The organism is Bacillus sp. FSL E2-8868 (assembly GCF_038005505.1).
In the GTDB taxonomy this organism is placed as follows: domain Bacteria; phylum Bacillota; class Bacilli; order Bacillales; family Bacillaceae_G; genus Bacillus_A; species Bacillus_A mycoides.
Genome location: NZ_JBBOTI010000002.1, coordinates 461288 through 475647, shown reverse-complemented (window position 1 = coordinate 475647; position 14360 = coordinate 461288). Strand labels below are relative to the sequence as shown.

The following is a 14360-nucleotide window of genomic DNA, read 5'->3' as shown; positions in this document are numbered from 1 at the left end:
CATCGAAAGGCGCCTGTTTTTTGGAGGAAATTATGTTTGATCCAACTGCTTTTGAAAATTTAAAGGTAATTGTGGAAGGAGCTGTCTATGATTTCGATTTACACGGTGATATTCTCGTAACGGATCGAAAAGATGTGATGGACCTTGCTTCATTAAGTCGTATGTATAGTATTTCATTTCAACTAACAGAAACATTTAAAACGATGGTAGAGGCGACATTTTCACTATCTGTTGATGCAAAGAATTTATCAGGTGAAATATTAGAAGTACCTCAGTTTATACCAGGTTGTGAAATGAAGCTGGAATTCTCGTTCGAAATGGAGCAACCAGAGATAGGATGCGAAGAAATTGAAACTTTATTGCATTCTATATGGGGAAAAGAGCGAATGATTACGCAAAAAATTTCATACGAATATAATAAGCGAGCGATTTCATATCATAATAAGGTAGAGGTTCTATTTCAAAAATCGATTACAGAAGACCATGTTGATGATTTAATAGCTGTTATTTCACACATGATAGAAACGGTGCGAACAATACAACATTTTCTTCAAAAATAGAGATAAAGGAGAAAAACAAATGATAAAAGATATGCAACCATTTTTACAACAAGCTTGGGAAAAGGCTGGTTTTAAAGAATTTACTGAAATTCAAAAACAAGCGATTCCAACTATTTTAGAAGGACAAGACGTTATTGCTGAATCTCCAACTGGAACAGGAAAAACATTAGCGTACTTATTACCACTTTTACATAAAATTAATCCTGAAGTTAAACAACCTCAAGTTGTAATTTTAGCGCCAACTCGTGAACTTGTTATGCAAATTCATGAAGAGGTTCAAAAGTTTACAGCAGGAACGGATATTTCAGGTGCGTCTTTAATTGGTGGTGCGGATATTAAGCGCCAAGTTGAAAAATTAAAGAAACATCCGAGAGTTATTGTCGGTTCACCAGGACGTATTTTAGAGTTGATTCGCATGAAAAAATTAAAGATGCATGAAGTGAAAACGATTGTATTTGATGAGTTTGATCAAATTGTAAAACAAAAGATGATGGGTGCTGTACTTGATGTAATTAAATCAACGATGCGCGATCGTCAATTAGTGTTCTGCTCGGCGACAATAACAAAAGCTGCAGAAGATGCGGCACGTGATTTGACAGTTGAACCACAATTAGTACGTGTAACACGTTCAGAGGCACAGAGCCTAGTTGAACATACGTATATCGTTTGTGAGCGTCGTGAAAAAAATGATTATATTAGAAGAGTTATGCATATGGGAAATGTAAAAGCAGTTGCCTTCTTAAATGATCCATTCCGTTTAGATGAAATTACTCAAAAACTGAAGTTCCGTAAAATGAAAGCAGCAGCACTTCATGCAGAGGCAAGCAAACAAGAGCGTGAAGTAACGATGCGCGCGTTCCGTAGCGGGAAATTAGAAATATTACTTGCTACTGATATTGCAGCACGTGGATTAGATATCGATGATTTAACACACGTAATCCACTTAGAGTTACCAGACACAGTAGACCAATATATTCACCGCTCAGGACGTACTGGACGTATGGGCAAAGAAGGAACAGTTGTTTCTCTTGTAACAGAACAAGAAGAGCGTAAATTACTTCAATTTGCGAAAAAATTAGGTATCGTGTTTACGAAACAAGAAATGTTCAAAGGAACATTTGTAGAATCGAAACCACCAGCACCAAAGAAAAAGAAACCAGCCTTTACTGGTAAGAAAAAACCTAGATAAATAATGAGAAAGACGTAACTATGCGTAGTTACGTCTTTTATGTTTATTGGTAAAGTAGTGAACGAGTCAGTTGATAAATTTCGTGAAGAAATACATATAAAATAAAAATGTTACAGTTGGCGAGATGGTAACTATGCCTTCTGTTGAGACTCCCACGACTAAAGTCGCAAGCCCGAATCCTTACGGATTTACGGGTGGGATTCTTGAATGACTAATCGTTCGCAATCCATTTCTGCTTTGAACAGCCTTCAAGATAAGGGCATCTCATTGCCCCTCCTAAACCAGACCATAAAGGTGCTTAGGCTGATTGACTGTTATCATCAATCACAGTTGCGTAGCGAATATTCATCGCTCCAACGATATCACGATGTGTCTTAAACCCACACGAACACTTATATTTTCTATCTCGAGCCTTATTCTTTTTAGCACATTTCGGACAACTTTGACTTGTATAAGCTGGATTCACATATTCAATCTGAATACCAGCTATCATTGCTTTATAGGCAATAAATTGTGACAAACGATAAAATGACCAAGTGTGTAGGTTTTTTTCGTTTTTACGGCTTGTTCTTGCCGTCTGTCTTATATTCGTTAGTTGTTCTAATCGAATGACAGAAATATGATTTGCAATCGCAAAATTAATAATCGCACGACTTATTTTGTGATCTTTATCTTGCATCCATCTTTGCTCTTTATCATCCATTCTTCGAATGGCTTTCACTTTTTTGTCTTTTCCTAACTCCTTACGGACACTACGAAACTTACGCTTTTTATATTTATTGTGCCTACCATTCCCAAAGAAACGAACTTTATCATCATCTGTGATTGCTACTGCAGGGACCTTGAGACCTAAGTCTATGCCTAAAATTTTCGTTCCTGTCCTTTTATTGATAGGAAGTGTGACAGATATTTGGGCTATCCACTTATTCGATTTCTTTGTAATGCGAAGTGTACCTAATTTATGTTTTAACAGATTCAGATTACGATTGTTTTTATCACTTAATAAAGCTCGGATTTTTACACGAGTCGACTTTCCATTTACCTTAAATGGGATTGAAATATAAGTAGGATCAAATGAATAATTTTGATTGTTCCATACACAAACAGGTCTCTTTATAATTGGAATGATTTTATAATGACTTTTCTTTACTTTTGTAGCAAACAAACTTTTCGCGTCTTTAATCGCTTGATTTTTCACTGCGCTGGGGATATTTGCTTCAATATCTTTTGTGCTTTTTTTCGTACTTTTTTTTGCTTCAACCATTTCTGATACAAGCATATTCATGACTTTGATATACTCACGACTACTTTCTTCCAATAAACGACTTTGTTCTTTTGTTGGAATCAATTTCACTTTCGCTGTTAGGGTCTGTGACATACGTTTCACCCCTTGTTTTTGATTTTCAACATATTTTCATTTGCTACATTTTTAGCTGTAGAAACAAAATAAGAACGTGTCCATAAACTTTGCAACGTTCTTCTATAATCATTTACCATAGTTACAATGTATCATTTATTTTCGAAAAATCACAACAAAAAGATCCAATGAAACTACCTATACTTTGTATACATAAAGTACCATGAACCTTACGATTTTTAGTGGTACTCCGTATCCAACCTTACTTTTAGCCCATGCCTAAAGGCGATGGGCTTTCTCGTTCGGAAAGGGCTGTAAAGTATTTAACTTTGCTGATAGTGAAGGGAATTACTTTGCAGTAATGGAAAAAAATAAATAATTATATAGTTATGTGAAAATCCCCCTCGTAAATAATGAGGGGGATTAAATATTTGAAGTCAATTTTTTATTAGCGAGTTGTTCTATAAAAAATGTTCCTTTTTCAATTGCAGTCTCAATATAACCAACGATTTGATCAAATGAAAACACTTGTAAGTTTTCGTGCAAGTGTTGCTCAGGATATAGCATATCTTCAAAAATATATTGCCGAAAAGCTAAAACATTCTTTCTAGAAATCTCCTCTATATTCACAATGTTAGCCTCTTGATTAAGTAGGGCGAAGAGCTGCTGTTCTTTATCGTAATGATGCAACAATTGTGCGTTCAATAATTTAAAATCGTTATAGTACATAGGTGCGATAGTTTCGTCGTTTTCTATTCTGTTTTTAAGCCAAGGTAGAAAAAAGCCGCTTAGCCAATTATCATCGGCAATGAGGTGGGTATAATAACCTAAAATATAAGGGGAATCCAGATGATCTTCGTATTTATGAATAAATGAATCATAATCTATTCTTCTCGTATAGTTCTTCGTTGTACCAGCGTAAAAATGTGAAGTTCCTTTTTCTTTTTTTGAATGAACAGCATCAGGAGCTACACCACCAAGTAAGAAAGAAGTTTTATCTTGAATAGAAAGTTTCTCAGCAATACCGCTCGCGATAATGATATGCATAATTCGTGATCCCATGAATAACACCTCTATTTCATGTATTCATTTTAGGGAGCTGTCTGAACGTGTAGTATTACTTTCCCTGTACTTTGTCTACTTTCGACCCATTCATGTGCTTTCCCTGCATCTTGAAGGGGAAAAGATTTCGTAGCTTTAATTTGTAAACTTCCATCGCGTAAATAACGGAAAACTTCATTCGCAGTTTCTTGAAGCAATTCAGGACGTTTTTTCCGTGTAGTGCCAAAGCTGAAACCGAGTATAGAACGGCAACTTGCGTGTAAATCTTTCGTTTGAAAACTACCAACTTCTCCGCTAGCATTGCCGAAATGGACGAGGCGACCGTAATAAGCAAGGCAGTTTAAACTTCTTTCAGAAACAGTTCCAGAAATAGAATCTAAAACAATATTAACGCCTTCTCCGTGTGTAAGCTGATTTACCCTCTCTACAAAATCTTCATCTTGATGACAAATAACATAATCAGCGCCAGCATCTAAAGCAATTTTTCTTTTTGCTTCACTTCCGACAGTCCCGATTACTTTTTTAGCCCCTAATAATTTTGCGAGTTGAATCGCGGTAGTACCAATTCCTCCAGCAGCTGCATGAATTAGAACAGATTCACCTTGTTGAATCCTTGCAACATTTGCGAGTAAATTATAGCTTGTAAAAGATACGATAGGGCAGGCAGCTGCAGTTTGGAAATCAACTTCATCAGGTAAAACGAAAGTAAGATTTTCGTTTGCGACAACGTATTCTGCGTAAGATCCGTTTTGAGGGAAAGCGATGACACGTTGTCCAGAATGAATATTTTTCACTTGAGAACCTACGTGTTCTACAATACCAGCTACATCTATACCTGGAATAAAAGGTAATGCTTTGTTTCCTTTTTTGCCATAACGTGATTTAATATCGGCGAAATTAACACTAGTAGCAACAACGCGAATTAAAACTTGATTATCTGAAATTGTAGGAATATCCATGTCCGTATATTTCATCACTTCAGGACCACCGAACGAAGTTACAACGATAGCTTTCATATAATATCCTCCTAAATTTGACTATATAAATCATTTTAAATCTTCATTAAGAATTGGAAAATTATATAATTGTTATGCAGGGTTATAAGTGAAGCTTATGAAGTCATTGCATCATTATATTAATTTATTTGAAAAAACTTTGAAAGAAATCGAACGAAATATCGTTTTCTTGCCAATATATAGTGTAGGACAAAGGAGGGATGGTACATGAAGGGGGAAACAGTGTATTCAGATTTAATCCAATTAACTTTATCAGGCAATAAAGAAGCATATAGCGAATTGTATGATAAAACGATTCAAGAAATATATAAGACAGCACATTTTTTAATAGAAGACAAAGCAGATGTAGATGATGTCGTTCAAGAAATATACATACAGCTATATGAATCGCTTCGTAAATATGATAGCGAGAAGCCATTTCGTCCATGGTTAATTGGACTTGCGATTAAACAAATTCATTCTTATAGAAGAAAGAGGTGGATGCGACTACGAATTGTAAAAAAAGCAGAAGAGCAAAGAAAACCAGTACAAATTGATTTTTCTAGCGATGTTGTAAGTAAAATATCAAATCAAAAATTAATCGAACTCATTCATAAGTTACCGTATAAATTGAAACAAGTTATTATCTTAAGATACTTACACGATTACTCTCAAGAAGAAGTAGCACAAATATTACATATTCCAATCGGTACAGTGAAGTCTAGAATTCATGCGGCATTAAAGAAACTACGTCAAAAAGAGCAAGTAGAAGAAATCTTTTTAGGAGAGGTAGGGAATGTGAAATGAGCTTAGATTGTAGAGTTAGAGAATCTATACAAGAAGAAGCGAAGGGGATTATTGCCCCGCCGGAGTTAAAAGAAAAAGTAATTGTTCAAATAAAAATGAAGAGCGGGGGAAGTAAAAGGAAGAAGCGCCTTATCGCAGGAGTGCTTGCAGCCACATTTTTAATCCCAACGACTGGTTTTGCTTACCAATCTATTATGGCGGATGGTATATACGGTTCGTTTGAGAACTTAAAAAAACATGCCGGAGCGATGACATTAGAAGCGTATATGCGTTTTAATGCAAAGTTATCACAAGCGAAAGACGAAATGGGTGCGAAGGAATATGAAGAGTTTACAAAAGAACTAAAGAAATTAACGAATGCAAAGCTTGAGTACGGGGATTCGAACGGTAATATTGATTATGATCAATTATCACCAGCTAAAAAAGAGGAAATGAAAAAGGTAGAAATGGAACTTCAGCCGTATTTTGATAAATTAAATGGCCATAAATCTAGTAAAGAAGTATTAACTTCAGAAGAGTATGAACAATATATGGAAGCGTTAATGTCATATCAAACTGTATTAGTAAAAGCGAAATCGAGAGGTGGGATAACAGTAGAAGAAGTACCTGAAGCTTATAAAGAAAGATTTATTAAAGCAGAACAGTTTATGGAGTATGTAGATGAAAAGGTGAGATAAGTAAAAAAGCTCATAGCTTAAGCTGTGAGCTTTTCTTATTGAAACGTAAATATATTAACCACCTATTCCTTTTGCTAGCAATAAGAAATATACAAATACTATTATTACTCCATTTAATGCAGTACCAACTATTTTAAATAGCCAATTCTTTGACGCGATCGCAAAAATAATACCGAGTAATGAAAGAGTACTTAGAAGCACAATAATTAATGTTAAATTTGCATTAGGTCCTCTTAAAACAAAGAAAGAACATATACTTGCGATAAACGTTAGAAACGAGAAAGTCCCTAATTTCATAATAAGTCTCCCTTGTTTGAAATGTATTTTGATTTAGTGCACGACTTTCTTTAGTTTAACATAAATTCCCTATTACCAATTAAATATATGAACAATAAAAAACGAGTATAAAATCTATGCGATTTCATACTCGTTTTGTTATTATTTAAATTTCCTTACCGCATGAATAGCTACTCTTACAAGTAATATCGCACTTATAAATAAACCACGGTAACCAACGACATTTAAAAAATTGGTCCTCAATTATATTTTTTCATAGTTGCATTGTCCTTTTGTATAAAACAATCTAATAGTGAATAACCCGCAATTAGGCTAATTATAGTAACGAAAGTTGTGTTCACGAGAATAATATTAGCTAAATAAGGTAGGTATTCGCCAAGTGGTGAAAAGAGTAATGCAGGGGAAAAGGAAATGAATAGTGTAGGCACTGTAATAGCAATAAATTTATCCGGTTGAAAGCTCCAGTTTTGTTTATTCATTGAATGATTAATAGATTGAAGGAATCGTAATAAAATGCCAACTATAAGAGGGAAGAGTGTAAAGTAGAATAATCTTGGATAGACGTTAAAGTTCACTTGCGCGTCTGTATCTAAATAAAATTGAATTTTAACACCTACAACTAATAATAAGATGATAAATAATGTAAAGCAGAGGTATAGTATCACTTTTTGCATTCCATTCCACCATCCTTTATTAAAAAATATATTCAAGGAGCGAAGATATATACGATAATGGCGTTGTATATATCTTCGTTTTCTATTAGTTAATTGTGGATTTTGTTTGCTTCGTTAAGTAATCAATAATTCCCATCGCGCTAATTTCTAAATCAAGATGTAAAATGTTATAAACAGAATGATTGGATGGAACATTTAGCTTTGTAAGATGAGTGGAGACTTTCTCCAGTAGCAAAGATTGTAATGCCTTAGTAGCCTCATCAAAATCAGTATGTTTTTGAAAAATTTCATTTCCAGTATTAACGAAAATAGGTAACCAATGTTCAAGTTGGTTATATACTTCTGTAACATTGGATGATGCGCCGTAATGACCGAAATAAATAGTATCTACATTCATACTTTGAATATGATTTTTAGAAGCAATCATCGCATCTGGCTGGAATTGTGAAGGAGACGTTGATGGTAGATATAGTTCTACATCAAGGTCTGCGAGTTCTCTATAATAAATTCCTATTGTATCACCAGTAAAAATGCCGTTTGTTAATGAATCGTGAATGCTAATATGGTGCTTCGCATGTCCCGGTGTATCATAAAATGTGAGTGTACGGTCTTCTGCAATTTTTAATGTATCACCATTTTGTACAATATGAACACGTTCTTCTTCAATTGGAAGAATTGGATCAAAAAGTTTATCAAAATCTTCTTTGTACACAGCTTTTGCGCCAAGAATTAGTTTTGTTGGATCAATCATATGACGAGCCCCGCGCGGATGCACAAATAGAGTAGCATTTGGGCACTTTTCCATCATTAACCCTGCTGCGCCTGCGTGATCTAAATGAACATGTGTAACGATAATGTTTTTTACATCATTTAAATTAATATGTAATTGCTGTAAGCCGTCTAAAATATAGGGAAGAGAAGGGGCCGCACAAGTTTCAATTAAAGTAATATCGTCACCTAATAAAACGTATGTACCTGTGCGTTCATCATGTTGTAAGTCATAATCATCAATAAGATATAGATGAGAAGATAGTTGTTCTACTTTTTTCATACTTACCACTCCTTATATACGGTATGTATCTATTATACGCTAAAAACAGAAAAAGACAGAAAACGAAAGCTCGTCTTCTGCCCTTTTGTAATGTAGTTATTTCGTTTGTTCTTTATTGATAGACATAACGAACAGTCCAACAATGCCACCAACGATCGGAAGCATAATTTCTCCTGCTAAATTAAAGTAGGAGCTTAAAAATAAACCATTTACATCGATTACCCAGCCAATAACATACAATAACATCATATATAGTACGAAATAAAACTCGCGATTTGAAATCGTTTCATGTTGTGCAGTTTTCATAATGAACACCATCCTTTTCTATTATAATGGAAATATAAACTGTCACATTTTGTTCACAAATTAATTGTAAAACTTTCCATCATAAAAGTCTAGTATATTGTGTCGAATTTTCGAACGGAAATAAAGCGCTATCATTACGGTATGTGAATACGTAATAAGAGCTGTATATTCACGAATGTAGTATAGTATAAACATAGAATGATAGTGAAGAGAGGGGTATGAACAATGACAGTTTATGATTTTTCAGCTAAAACAATAACAGGAGAAGATAAATCGTTAAAAGATTACGAAGGAAAAGCACTTCTTATTGTAAATGTAGCTAGTAAATGTGGATTTACACCACAATATAAAGGGTTACAGGAAGTATATGATAAATATAAAGACCAAGGACTAGAAATACTCGGTTTCCCTTGTAATCAATTTGGGGGACAAGAACCAGGCACAGAAGCTGATATTACTAGTTTTTGTGAATTGAACTACGGTGTGAACTTCCCAATGTTTGCAAAGGTTGATGTGAAAGGTGATAAAGCTCATCCACTATATACATACATGACAGAACAAGCACCAGGTTTACTCGGTATGAAAGCAGTGAAATGGAACTTTACTAAGTTTTTAATTGGAAAAGACGGGAAAGTAGTAGGGCGTTTTGCACCGCAGACGAAGCCGGTGGATTTAGAGGTTGAGATTGAGAAGGTACTTGGGGAATAATTAGGAGTTTCACTTTATTAACAAACGCCTCAAAGAACAATGTAGTTCTTTGAGGTGTTTTCTTTAAACTCACATTATCAAGATTAAATCACTCTATCGTAGTCGTTTGATTTAGGCAGAGAAGCTGCTTTTTTCATAAGCACTTCCCATAAGTGTACGGATGTCTTCCATTCGGCTGCGGCCTGTTCCTTTTGATACATAGCGTTCTCATAACTGAAAGTAAGTTGTTGCATATCGGCCGAATTGTAAAGTGTATCGATGTGGAGAGCGTATTCTCGGAATGTTTGACTTTCACCCCGTGGTATGCCAATTCTCGCAAATTGTTTTAAAAGTGCACCGTAAGCTTTTTGATAAACAGCATCATCTTTTCGGTATTTATAGAAAAGAATAATTAAAAATATAATCCATTTCATTCTAGTGGTGAAGAGAATGTATCCGATGATACTAATCGGTATCGTAGAGAGGAATACGTACCACCAAGAAAAATCATTTTTGGAATTTGTGATCTTTTTAGTAGAGGCTTCTTCTGTATTTTCTATTAAACTTTTGAGCTTTGCTTCATTGTTCCGTTGGTGTATTGGCTCGTTATTAGAATTATTTACTTCGTTATTTTGTGAAGTAGAAGCAGGAGTATTATTTGTAAAATTATAGGGATTAGTAAATCCTTTTGTTGGTTCGAATGGAATCCATCCGTATCCTGGGAAATATACTTCGACCCAAGAGTGTGCGTTATCGTTCGCGATTTTATAAACATCCTCACCTTCTGCAGAGGCAAGTGTATTATCAAGAGTTCCTTCTGTATAACCTTTTACCCAGCGAGCAGGAATCCCGGCAGAACGAAGTAACACGATCATAGACGTCGAGAAATTATTACAGTAGCCGCTTTTTGTATCGAAAAGGAATTGATCTACATAATCTTGTTTTTTGGAAGGGAACAACACATTCATTGTTTCATATACAAAAGAATGGTCGGTAAAGTAGTTTTCAATAGCTAATACTTTATCATATCGGTTGTCTTTATCATTTGTTAGATTTACAGCTAAGTCTTTTACTCGCTGTGGTAATGATTCGGGAAGTTGCGTGTACTTTGTCATGAAATAAGGATTTGATTCTTGACCTTCATTTGTTTTTACAGCTTTCAAGTTTTCTATGGAAAACTCTGGGACCCCATATGTTACTTTATATGAATTTAAAATAGTAGAAGAATCTCCGTCCATCGTATAGATTTTTTCTGAAAAGGGGTCAACGCTGTATGATACATTAGAAGAAGCCTCAACTGATATTAATCCTGCTGGATAGGTAAGGTGTGGATAACTTTTTTTCATGGTGATTGTCGCCTCAGTGGCCTCCGTTTTTGTATTTTGTTCGTACCAGCTCACGACGTCGTTTTTATTTTTAAAAGAAATCTTTTTTTGATTTTCAGAAACTTCCCAGCCTTTTCCTGTATAAAAATCTTTCGTTTCGACTCTCCAATATTGTTTGTTTTGCGTTTGTGCTGTGAAAACAATTGTAGGATCTGCCTTAAAAGGACCGCCTAATCGCGAGTCATCTAAACCATATCCAATTTTAGAAACTTCTTGTTTTTTACTTGCTTCGGATGTGTTGAATTTTAAAAAATCCATTGGGTTTGGCCATTGAGGGCCAAATTTTGGAGCAAAGTATGCGATAGTTGCTGACAATACAATAAATATTGTAAGAGGTCTAAGTAATTTTGAGATTTCTCTAGCAAAATTTTGTAAGTGTTCCATCTCTCTTATTCGTTCTATGCGAAGAAGACTAAGCATAAAAAAGCCGATGACAATAGTACGAATAATAGCGTAGTTTGCATTGTATAAATGTAAGTTATGAAAAATGGTGATATAAATAATAGTCAATATAAGAAATAACAACCCACGTTTTTTATGAATCATCCAAAAAGAGATGAAAGCACTCAAAAACCAAAAGGATAAAAAAAATAAAAGTGTTGGAAAAACGGGAGAAATATCTAGCAAATTCCCCTGGAAAAACAGAGAGGAATTTCGAGAAATATCAGCAAAAAATTTCGTTAGCCAAGATGGATTTATAAAAGCATTTTTATAATACAGGAAATGAATGATGAATAAGATCGTGACGATCTTTATTGGAATCTGCCACCTTGTTTGAAAAAAAGAGAGAGTGAAGCAAATTCCTATAAATATTACAAAAATATCTAATCTACCTACGTTTGTAATACCTATAAGGGGTCTTAGCCATTCTAGTAAAAGTAGAAATGCACATACATGCATGAAGAATCTGCTCATATCCCATTTGTATTTTGTTCGTAATGTTATCATTTGCTCACCTCAAAAAACACGTTTGTATACCGGTTCCCATAAACCACATTTACAAATATTTTTCGTTTTTGTAGAGTTTCTAGAATACTTAGTTCTCGATGTGAGAGTTGATTTGCTTTTTCTTTCACGACAAACACCATTAATTTTCTGTTTTTTATAGCAGCAAAGTCAGCCGCCTTTTGAATATCGGGAGAAAGATCGCTTGTTACGAGTATAATCGTTACGGGCTCATAAATTTTTCTTAATTCCATTTCTACACTCCGGGAGAGCGGGAATACACTGTCTGCTTGTACTTTCGCTAGATGACAAAAGATTTGTTGTAACTGCGTATCACCATTGTCTAAAGGGAAAAAAGTTCGTTCTTTTCCGACAGACACGAATGACGCTGGTGAATTTTGCTTCAAGACAGCCCTTACAATAGAGGCGGAAAATGTTACGACTGATTCGAATAGAGGGGACTCAGTTCTGTCCATAAATATCATGATATTATGGCTGCGCTGTTGTTCAAACTCTTTCGTCATAATATTGTTTGTTCGGGCAGTTGTTTTCCAATCAATCCATGAAAAGCGGTCACCAGGTTTATAGTCTCTGACACCGACAGAGATTGTAGAGTCTTTTGCTAAATTTATATTTGCTGAAAGCGCTCCTTGTTCGAAATGATTTTCCAATTGTCGATATGTTATATCTACGTACTGGGGATAGACTAAAAATGTATCTAGAACTGAAAAAGTTACTTCTTTCTCCATCATACCGAATAGATCACCAGTTTTGACACGTACGCTTGAAAAAGTGTGCTCTCCTCTAGGGATTGTGTCAATTGCATATTGAAATGAAATATTTCGTTTCAATCCTGGAAAGAGTATTACCTTATTCACCTTCGTTTGTCTACAATTTGTAAATTGTGATGGCAGTTCATCTTCTATAATTAAATAAAGTAAGGGAAAAGGAAATCTTCTTTTTATTGTAATGGTGCTTAAAAATTGTTCTCCTGCTGCATATTCATTTTGGTTTGTTATTCGTTTTACTTCAGCGTCTCGTAAAGCGTAGAAGGGAAGTAATAGTGAATAAAGACCAATAGGAATCGTACTGTAAAACAAAAACCAACTTACAAATCCTCCTTGAAGCATAGCGTACACAAATGTTAAGACTAGGCATAAAGGGATTAGCAATAACTTCGTAACGTGATATAGTGCTCGTAGTATTCGTTTCATCAAAGGTTTTTCGTCCTTTGAGTCGGCACGGTAGTTCGTGCAACGATTTTGGCGATAACTTGTTCTCCTGTTATTCCTTCAAATCTTGCTTCCATTTTTAGAATGAGTCTGTGAGCTAAAACGTAAGGAGCTAAAAATTTAACATCGTCTGGAATAACATAATTTCTGCCATGGATGAATGCATAAGCTTGTGAAGCTTTCATTAAAGCGATTGAGCCGCGTGGACTTGCACCTAGCTGTATAGAACTATAAGAACGCGTCTGAGTAACAAGTTTTACAATGTAATGCTTGATTGCTTTGTCCATGCTTACTTCCCGTACGCTTTGTTGTAAATAAAGTAATTCTTTTATTGTAGTAATAGCTTGTAAATGAGAGAGTGGATTTGTTTTTTCCATCCGGTTTAAAATTTCAAACTCTTCTTCTGGTGTAGGATATCCCATTTTTAGTTTCAATAAGAAACGATCGAGCTGTGCTTCTGGTAAAGGATATGTTCCCTCATATTCGACCGGATTTTGTGTAGCCATTACAAAGAACGGTTTTGGTAACGGTCTTGTCATGCCATCTATTGTAATATTGCCTTCTTCCATACTTTCAAGTAAGGCAGATTGTGTTTTGGGAGATGTACGATTAATTTCATCAGCAAGTATAAAATTCCCTATGATTGGTCCAGGCTTGAACTCAAATTGGAGCTCTTTCGGATTATAAATAGAAACTCCTGTTACATCTGACGGCAGTAAATCAGGTGTGAATTGAATGCGCTTGTAATCAGCATCAATAGATTTAGAAAGAGCACGTACTAACATTGTTTTCCCAACGCCAGGAACATCTTCTAATAGTACATGACCTTCAGCTAAGAGAGCTGTCAAAGCTAAGATCGTTTCTTTTCGCTTTCCGACCATTAATTTTTCAATATTGTTGACTATTCTTTCTACTATGGGATGTAATGAATCAAGCTGGGGCATCGTAATCCTCCTAATTTTATTATCTTTTCTAATTCATTTTTATGTTAAAGAAAAGGAGTTCCTTCATTTTAATGCAGTATAATAGTAATCTAAGAGGTAAGTAGGAATGGTTTATATAAGTTCATATTGAGAACTTATATAAATAGGAAAAACTTAAATGTTAAAAAATCATGGTGATATACTTTATAATTT

Annotated in this window: 15 protein-coding genes and 1 pseudogene; 6 read left to right on the top strand and 10 right to left on the bottom strand. The window is 34.8% G+C overall.

Annotated elements, in window-relative coordinates:
* The first annotated feature begins 32 nt into the window (after positions 1 to 32).
* Together NSS74_RS13350 and NSS74_RS13345 are read left to right on the top strand one after the other, a co-directional pair.
* On the top strand, positions 33 to 560 hold the full coding sequence (locus NSS74_RS13350; protein ID WP_061689841.1) for a hypothetical protein: 528 nt from the start codon (positions 33 to 35) through the stop codon (positions 558 to 560).
* A gap of 19 nt (positions 561 to 579) precedes the next feature.
* On the top strand, positions 580 to 1749 hold the full coding sequence (locus NSS74_RS13345; RefSeq protein ID WP_002012513.1) for a DEAD/DEAH box helicase: 1170 nt from the start codon (positions 580 to 582) through the stop codon (positions 1747 to 1749).
* 298 nt (positions 1750 to 2047) lie between these two features.
* On the opposite strand, the gene NSS74_RS13340 is transcribed toward NSS74_RS13345, so the two are convergent.
* Positions 2048 to 3127 (bottom strand): RNA-guided endonuclease InsQ/TnpB family protein, encoded by a 1080-nt coding sequence (locus NSS74_RS13340; RefSeq protein WP_002085987.1) that lies wholly within the window; start codon positions 3125 to 3127, stop codon positions 2048 to 2050.
* A 295-nt stretch (positions 3128 to 3422) separates the two neighbouring features.
* Between NSS74_RS13340 and NSS74_RS13335 the strand changes: the two are divergent.
* A pseudogene (locus tag NSS74_RS13335) lies at positions 3423 to 3485 on the top strand (VOC family protein); the annotation flags it as partial.
* A gap of 44 nt (positions 3486 to 3529) precedes the next feature.
* Here NSS74_RS13335 and NSS74_RS13330 read toward each other — a convergent pair.
* Together NSS74_RS13330 and NSS74_RS13325 are read right to left on the bottom strand one after the other, a co-directional pair.
* Positions 3530 to 4168: a zinc dependent phospholipase C family protein gene (locus NSS74_RS13330; protein ID WP_340813767.1), complete on the bottom strand. Its 639-nt coding sequence runs from the start codon at positions 4166 to 4168 to the stop codon at positions 3530 to 3532.
* Positions 4169 to 4197: 29 nt separating this feature from the next.
* Positions 4198 to 5184 carry a quinone oxidoreductase family protein gene (locus NSS74_RS13325; RefSeq protein WP_340813764.1) on the bottom strand — a complete coding sequence of 329 codons (987 nt, stop codon included), beginning with the start codon at positions 5182 to 5184 and terminating at the stop codon, positions 4198 to 4200.
* A gap of 207 nt (positions 5185 to 5391) precedes the next feature.
* Here NSS74_RS13325 and NSS74_RS13320 point away from each other — a divergent pair, with 207 nt between their 5' ends.
* Positions 5392 to 5970 (top strand): sigma-70 family RNA polymerase sigma factor, encoded by a 579-nt coding sequence (locus NSS74_RS13320; protein WP_002165914.1) that lies wholly within the window; start codon positions 5392 to 5394, stop codon positions 5968 to 5970.
* Positions 5967 to 6647 (top strand): DUF3600 domain-containing protein, encoded by a 681-nt coding sequence (locus NSS74_RS13315; protein WP_340813762.1) that lies wholly within the window; start codon positions 5967 to 5969, stop codon positions 6645 to 6647. Before NSS74_RS13320 ends, NSS74_RS13315 begins: the two co-directional genes overlap by 4 nt.
* Positions 6648 to 6701: 54 nt before the next feature.
* On the opposite strand, the gene NSS74_RS13310 is transcribed toward NSS74_RS13315, so the two are convergent.
* The 4 genes from NSS74_RS13310 to NSS74_RS13295 all read right to left on the bottom strand — a co-directional run bounded on the left by NSS74_RS13310 (position 6702) and on the right by NSS74_RS13295 (position 8975).
* Positions 6702 to 6944, bottom strand: coding sequence for a hypothetical protein (locus NSS74_RS13310; protein WP_061675499.1), 243 nt, complete (start codon positions 6942 to 6944; stop codon positions 6702 to 6704).
* A gap of 239 nt (positions 6945 to 7183) precedes the next feature.
* The gene (locus NSS74_RS13305; RefSeq protein WP_061689845.1) at positions 7184 to 7618 is read right to left on the bottom strand and encodes a hypothetical protein; all 435 of its coding nucleotides are present in this window, start codon (positions 7616 to 7618) and stop codon (positions 7184 to 7186) included.
* Between the two features lie 85 nt (positions 7619 to 7703).
* Entirely contained in the window at positions 7704 to 8669 is a 966-nt protein-coding gene (locus NSS74_RS13300) for an MBL fold metallo-hydrolase (protein ID WP_002141446.1), read from the bottom strand.
* Positions 8670 to 8765: 96 nt separating this feature from the next.
* Positions 8766 to 8975: a DUF3925 family protein gene (locus NSS74_RS13295; RefSeq protein WP_002127081.1), complete on the bottom strand. Its 210-nt coding sequence runs from the start codon at positions 8973 to 8975 to the stop codon at positions 8766 to 8768.
* A gap of 225 nt (positions 8976 to 9200) precedes the next feature.
* On the opposite strand from NSS74_RS13295, the gene bsaA reads away from it, so the two are divergent.
* Positions 9201 to 9683, top strand: coding sequence for a glutathione peroxidase (gene bsaA, locus NSS74_RS13290; protein WP_000219426.1), 483 nt, complete (start codon positions 9201 to 9203; stop codon positions 9681 to 9683).
* Between the two features lie 83 nt (positions 9684 to 9766).
* Here bsaA and NSS74_RS13285 read toward each other — a convergent pair whose 3' ends face one another.
* Genes NSS74_RS13285 through NSS74_RS13275 form a run of 3 tightly spaced genes read right to left on the bottom strand, consistent with a single transcriptional unit; the run spans position 9767 to position 14168 of the window.
* Complete coding sequence (locus NSS74_RS13285; RefSeq protein WP_340813759.1) at positions 9767 to 11995, bottom strand: transglutaminase TgpA family protein; 2229 nt, start codon at positions 11993 to 11995, stop codon at positions 9767 to 9769.
* Complete coding sequence (locus tag NSS74_RS13280; RefSeq protein ID WP_061689848.1) at positions 11992 to 13206, bottom strand: DUF58 domain-containing protein; 1215 nt, start codon at positions 13204 to 13206, stop codon at positions 11992 to 11994. The genes NSS74_RS13285 and NSS74_RS13280 overlap by 4 nt, the downstream gene beginning before the upstream one ends.
* Positions 13206 to 14168: an AAA family ATPase gene (locus tag NSS74_RS13275; RefSeq protein WP_340813757.1), complete on the bottom strand. Its 963-nt coding sequence runs from the start codon at positions 14166 to 14168 to the stop codon at positions 13206 to 13208. Before NSS74_RS13275 ends, NSS74_RS13280 begins: the two co-directional genes overlap by 1 nt.
* Positions 14169 to 14360 lie beyond the last annotated feature (192 nt).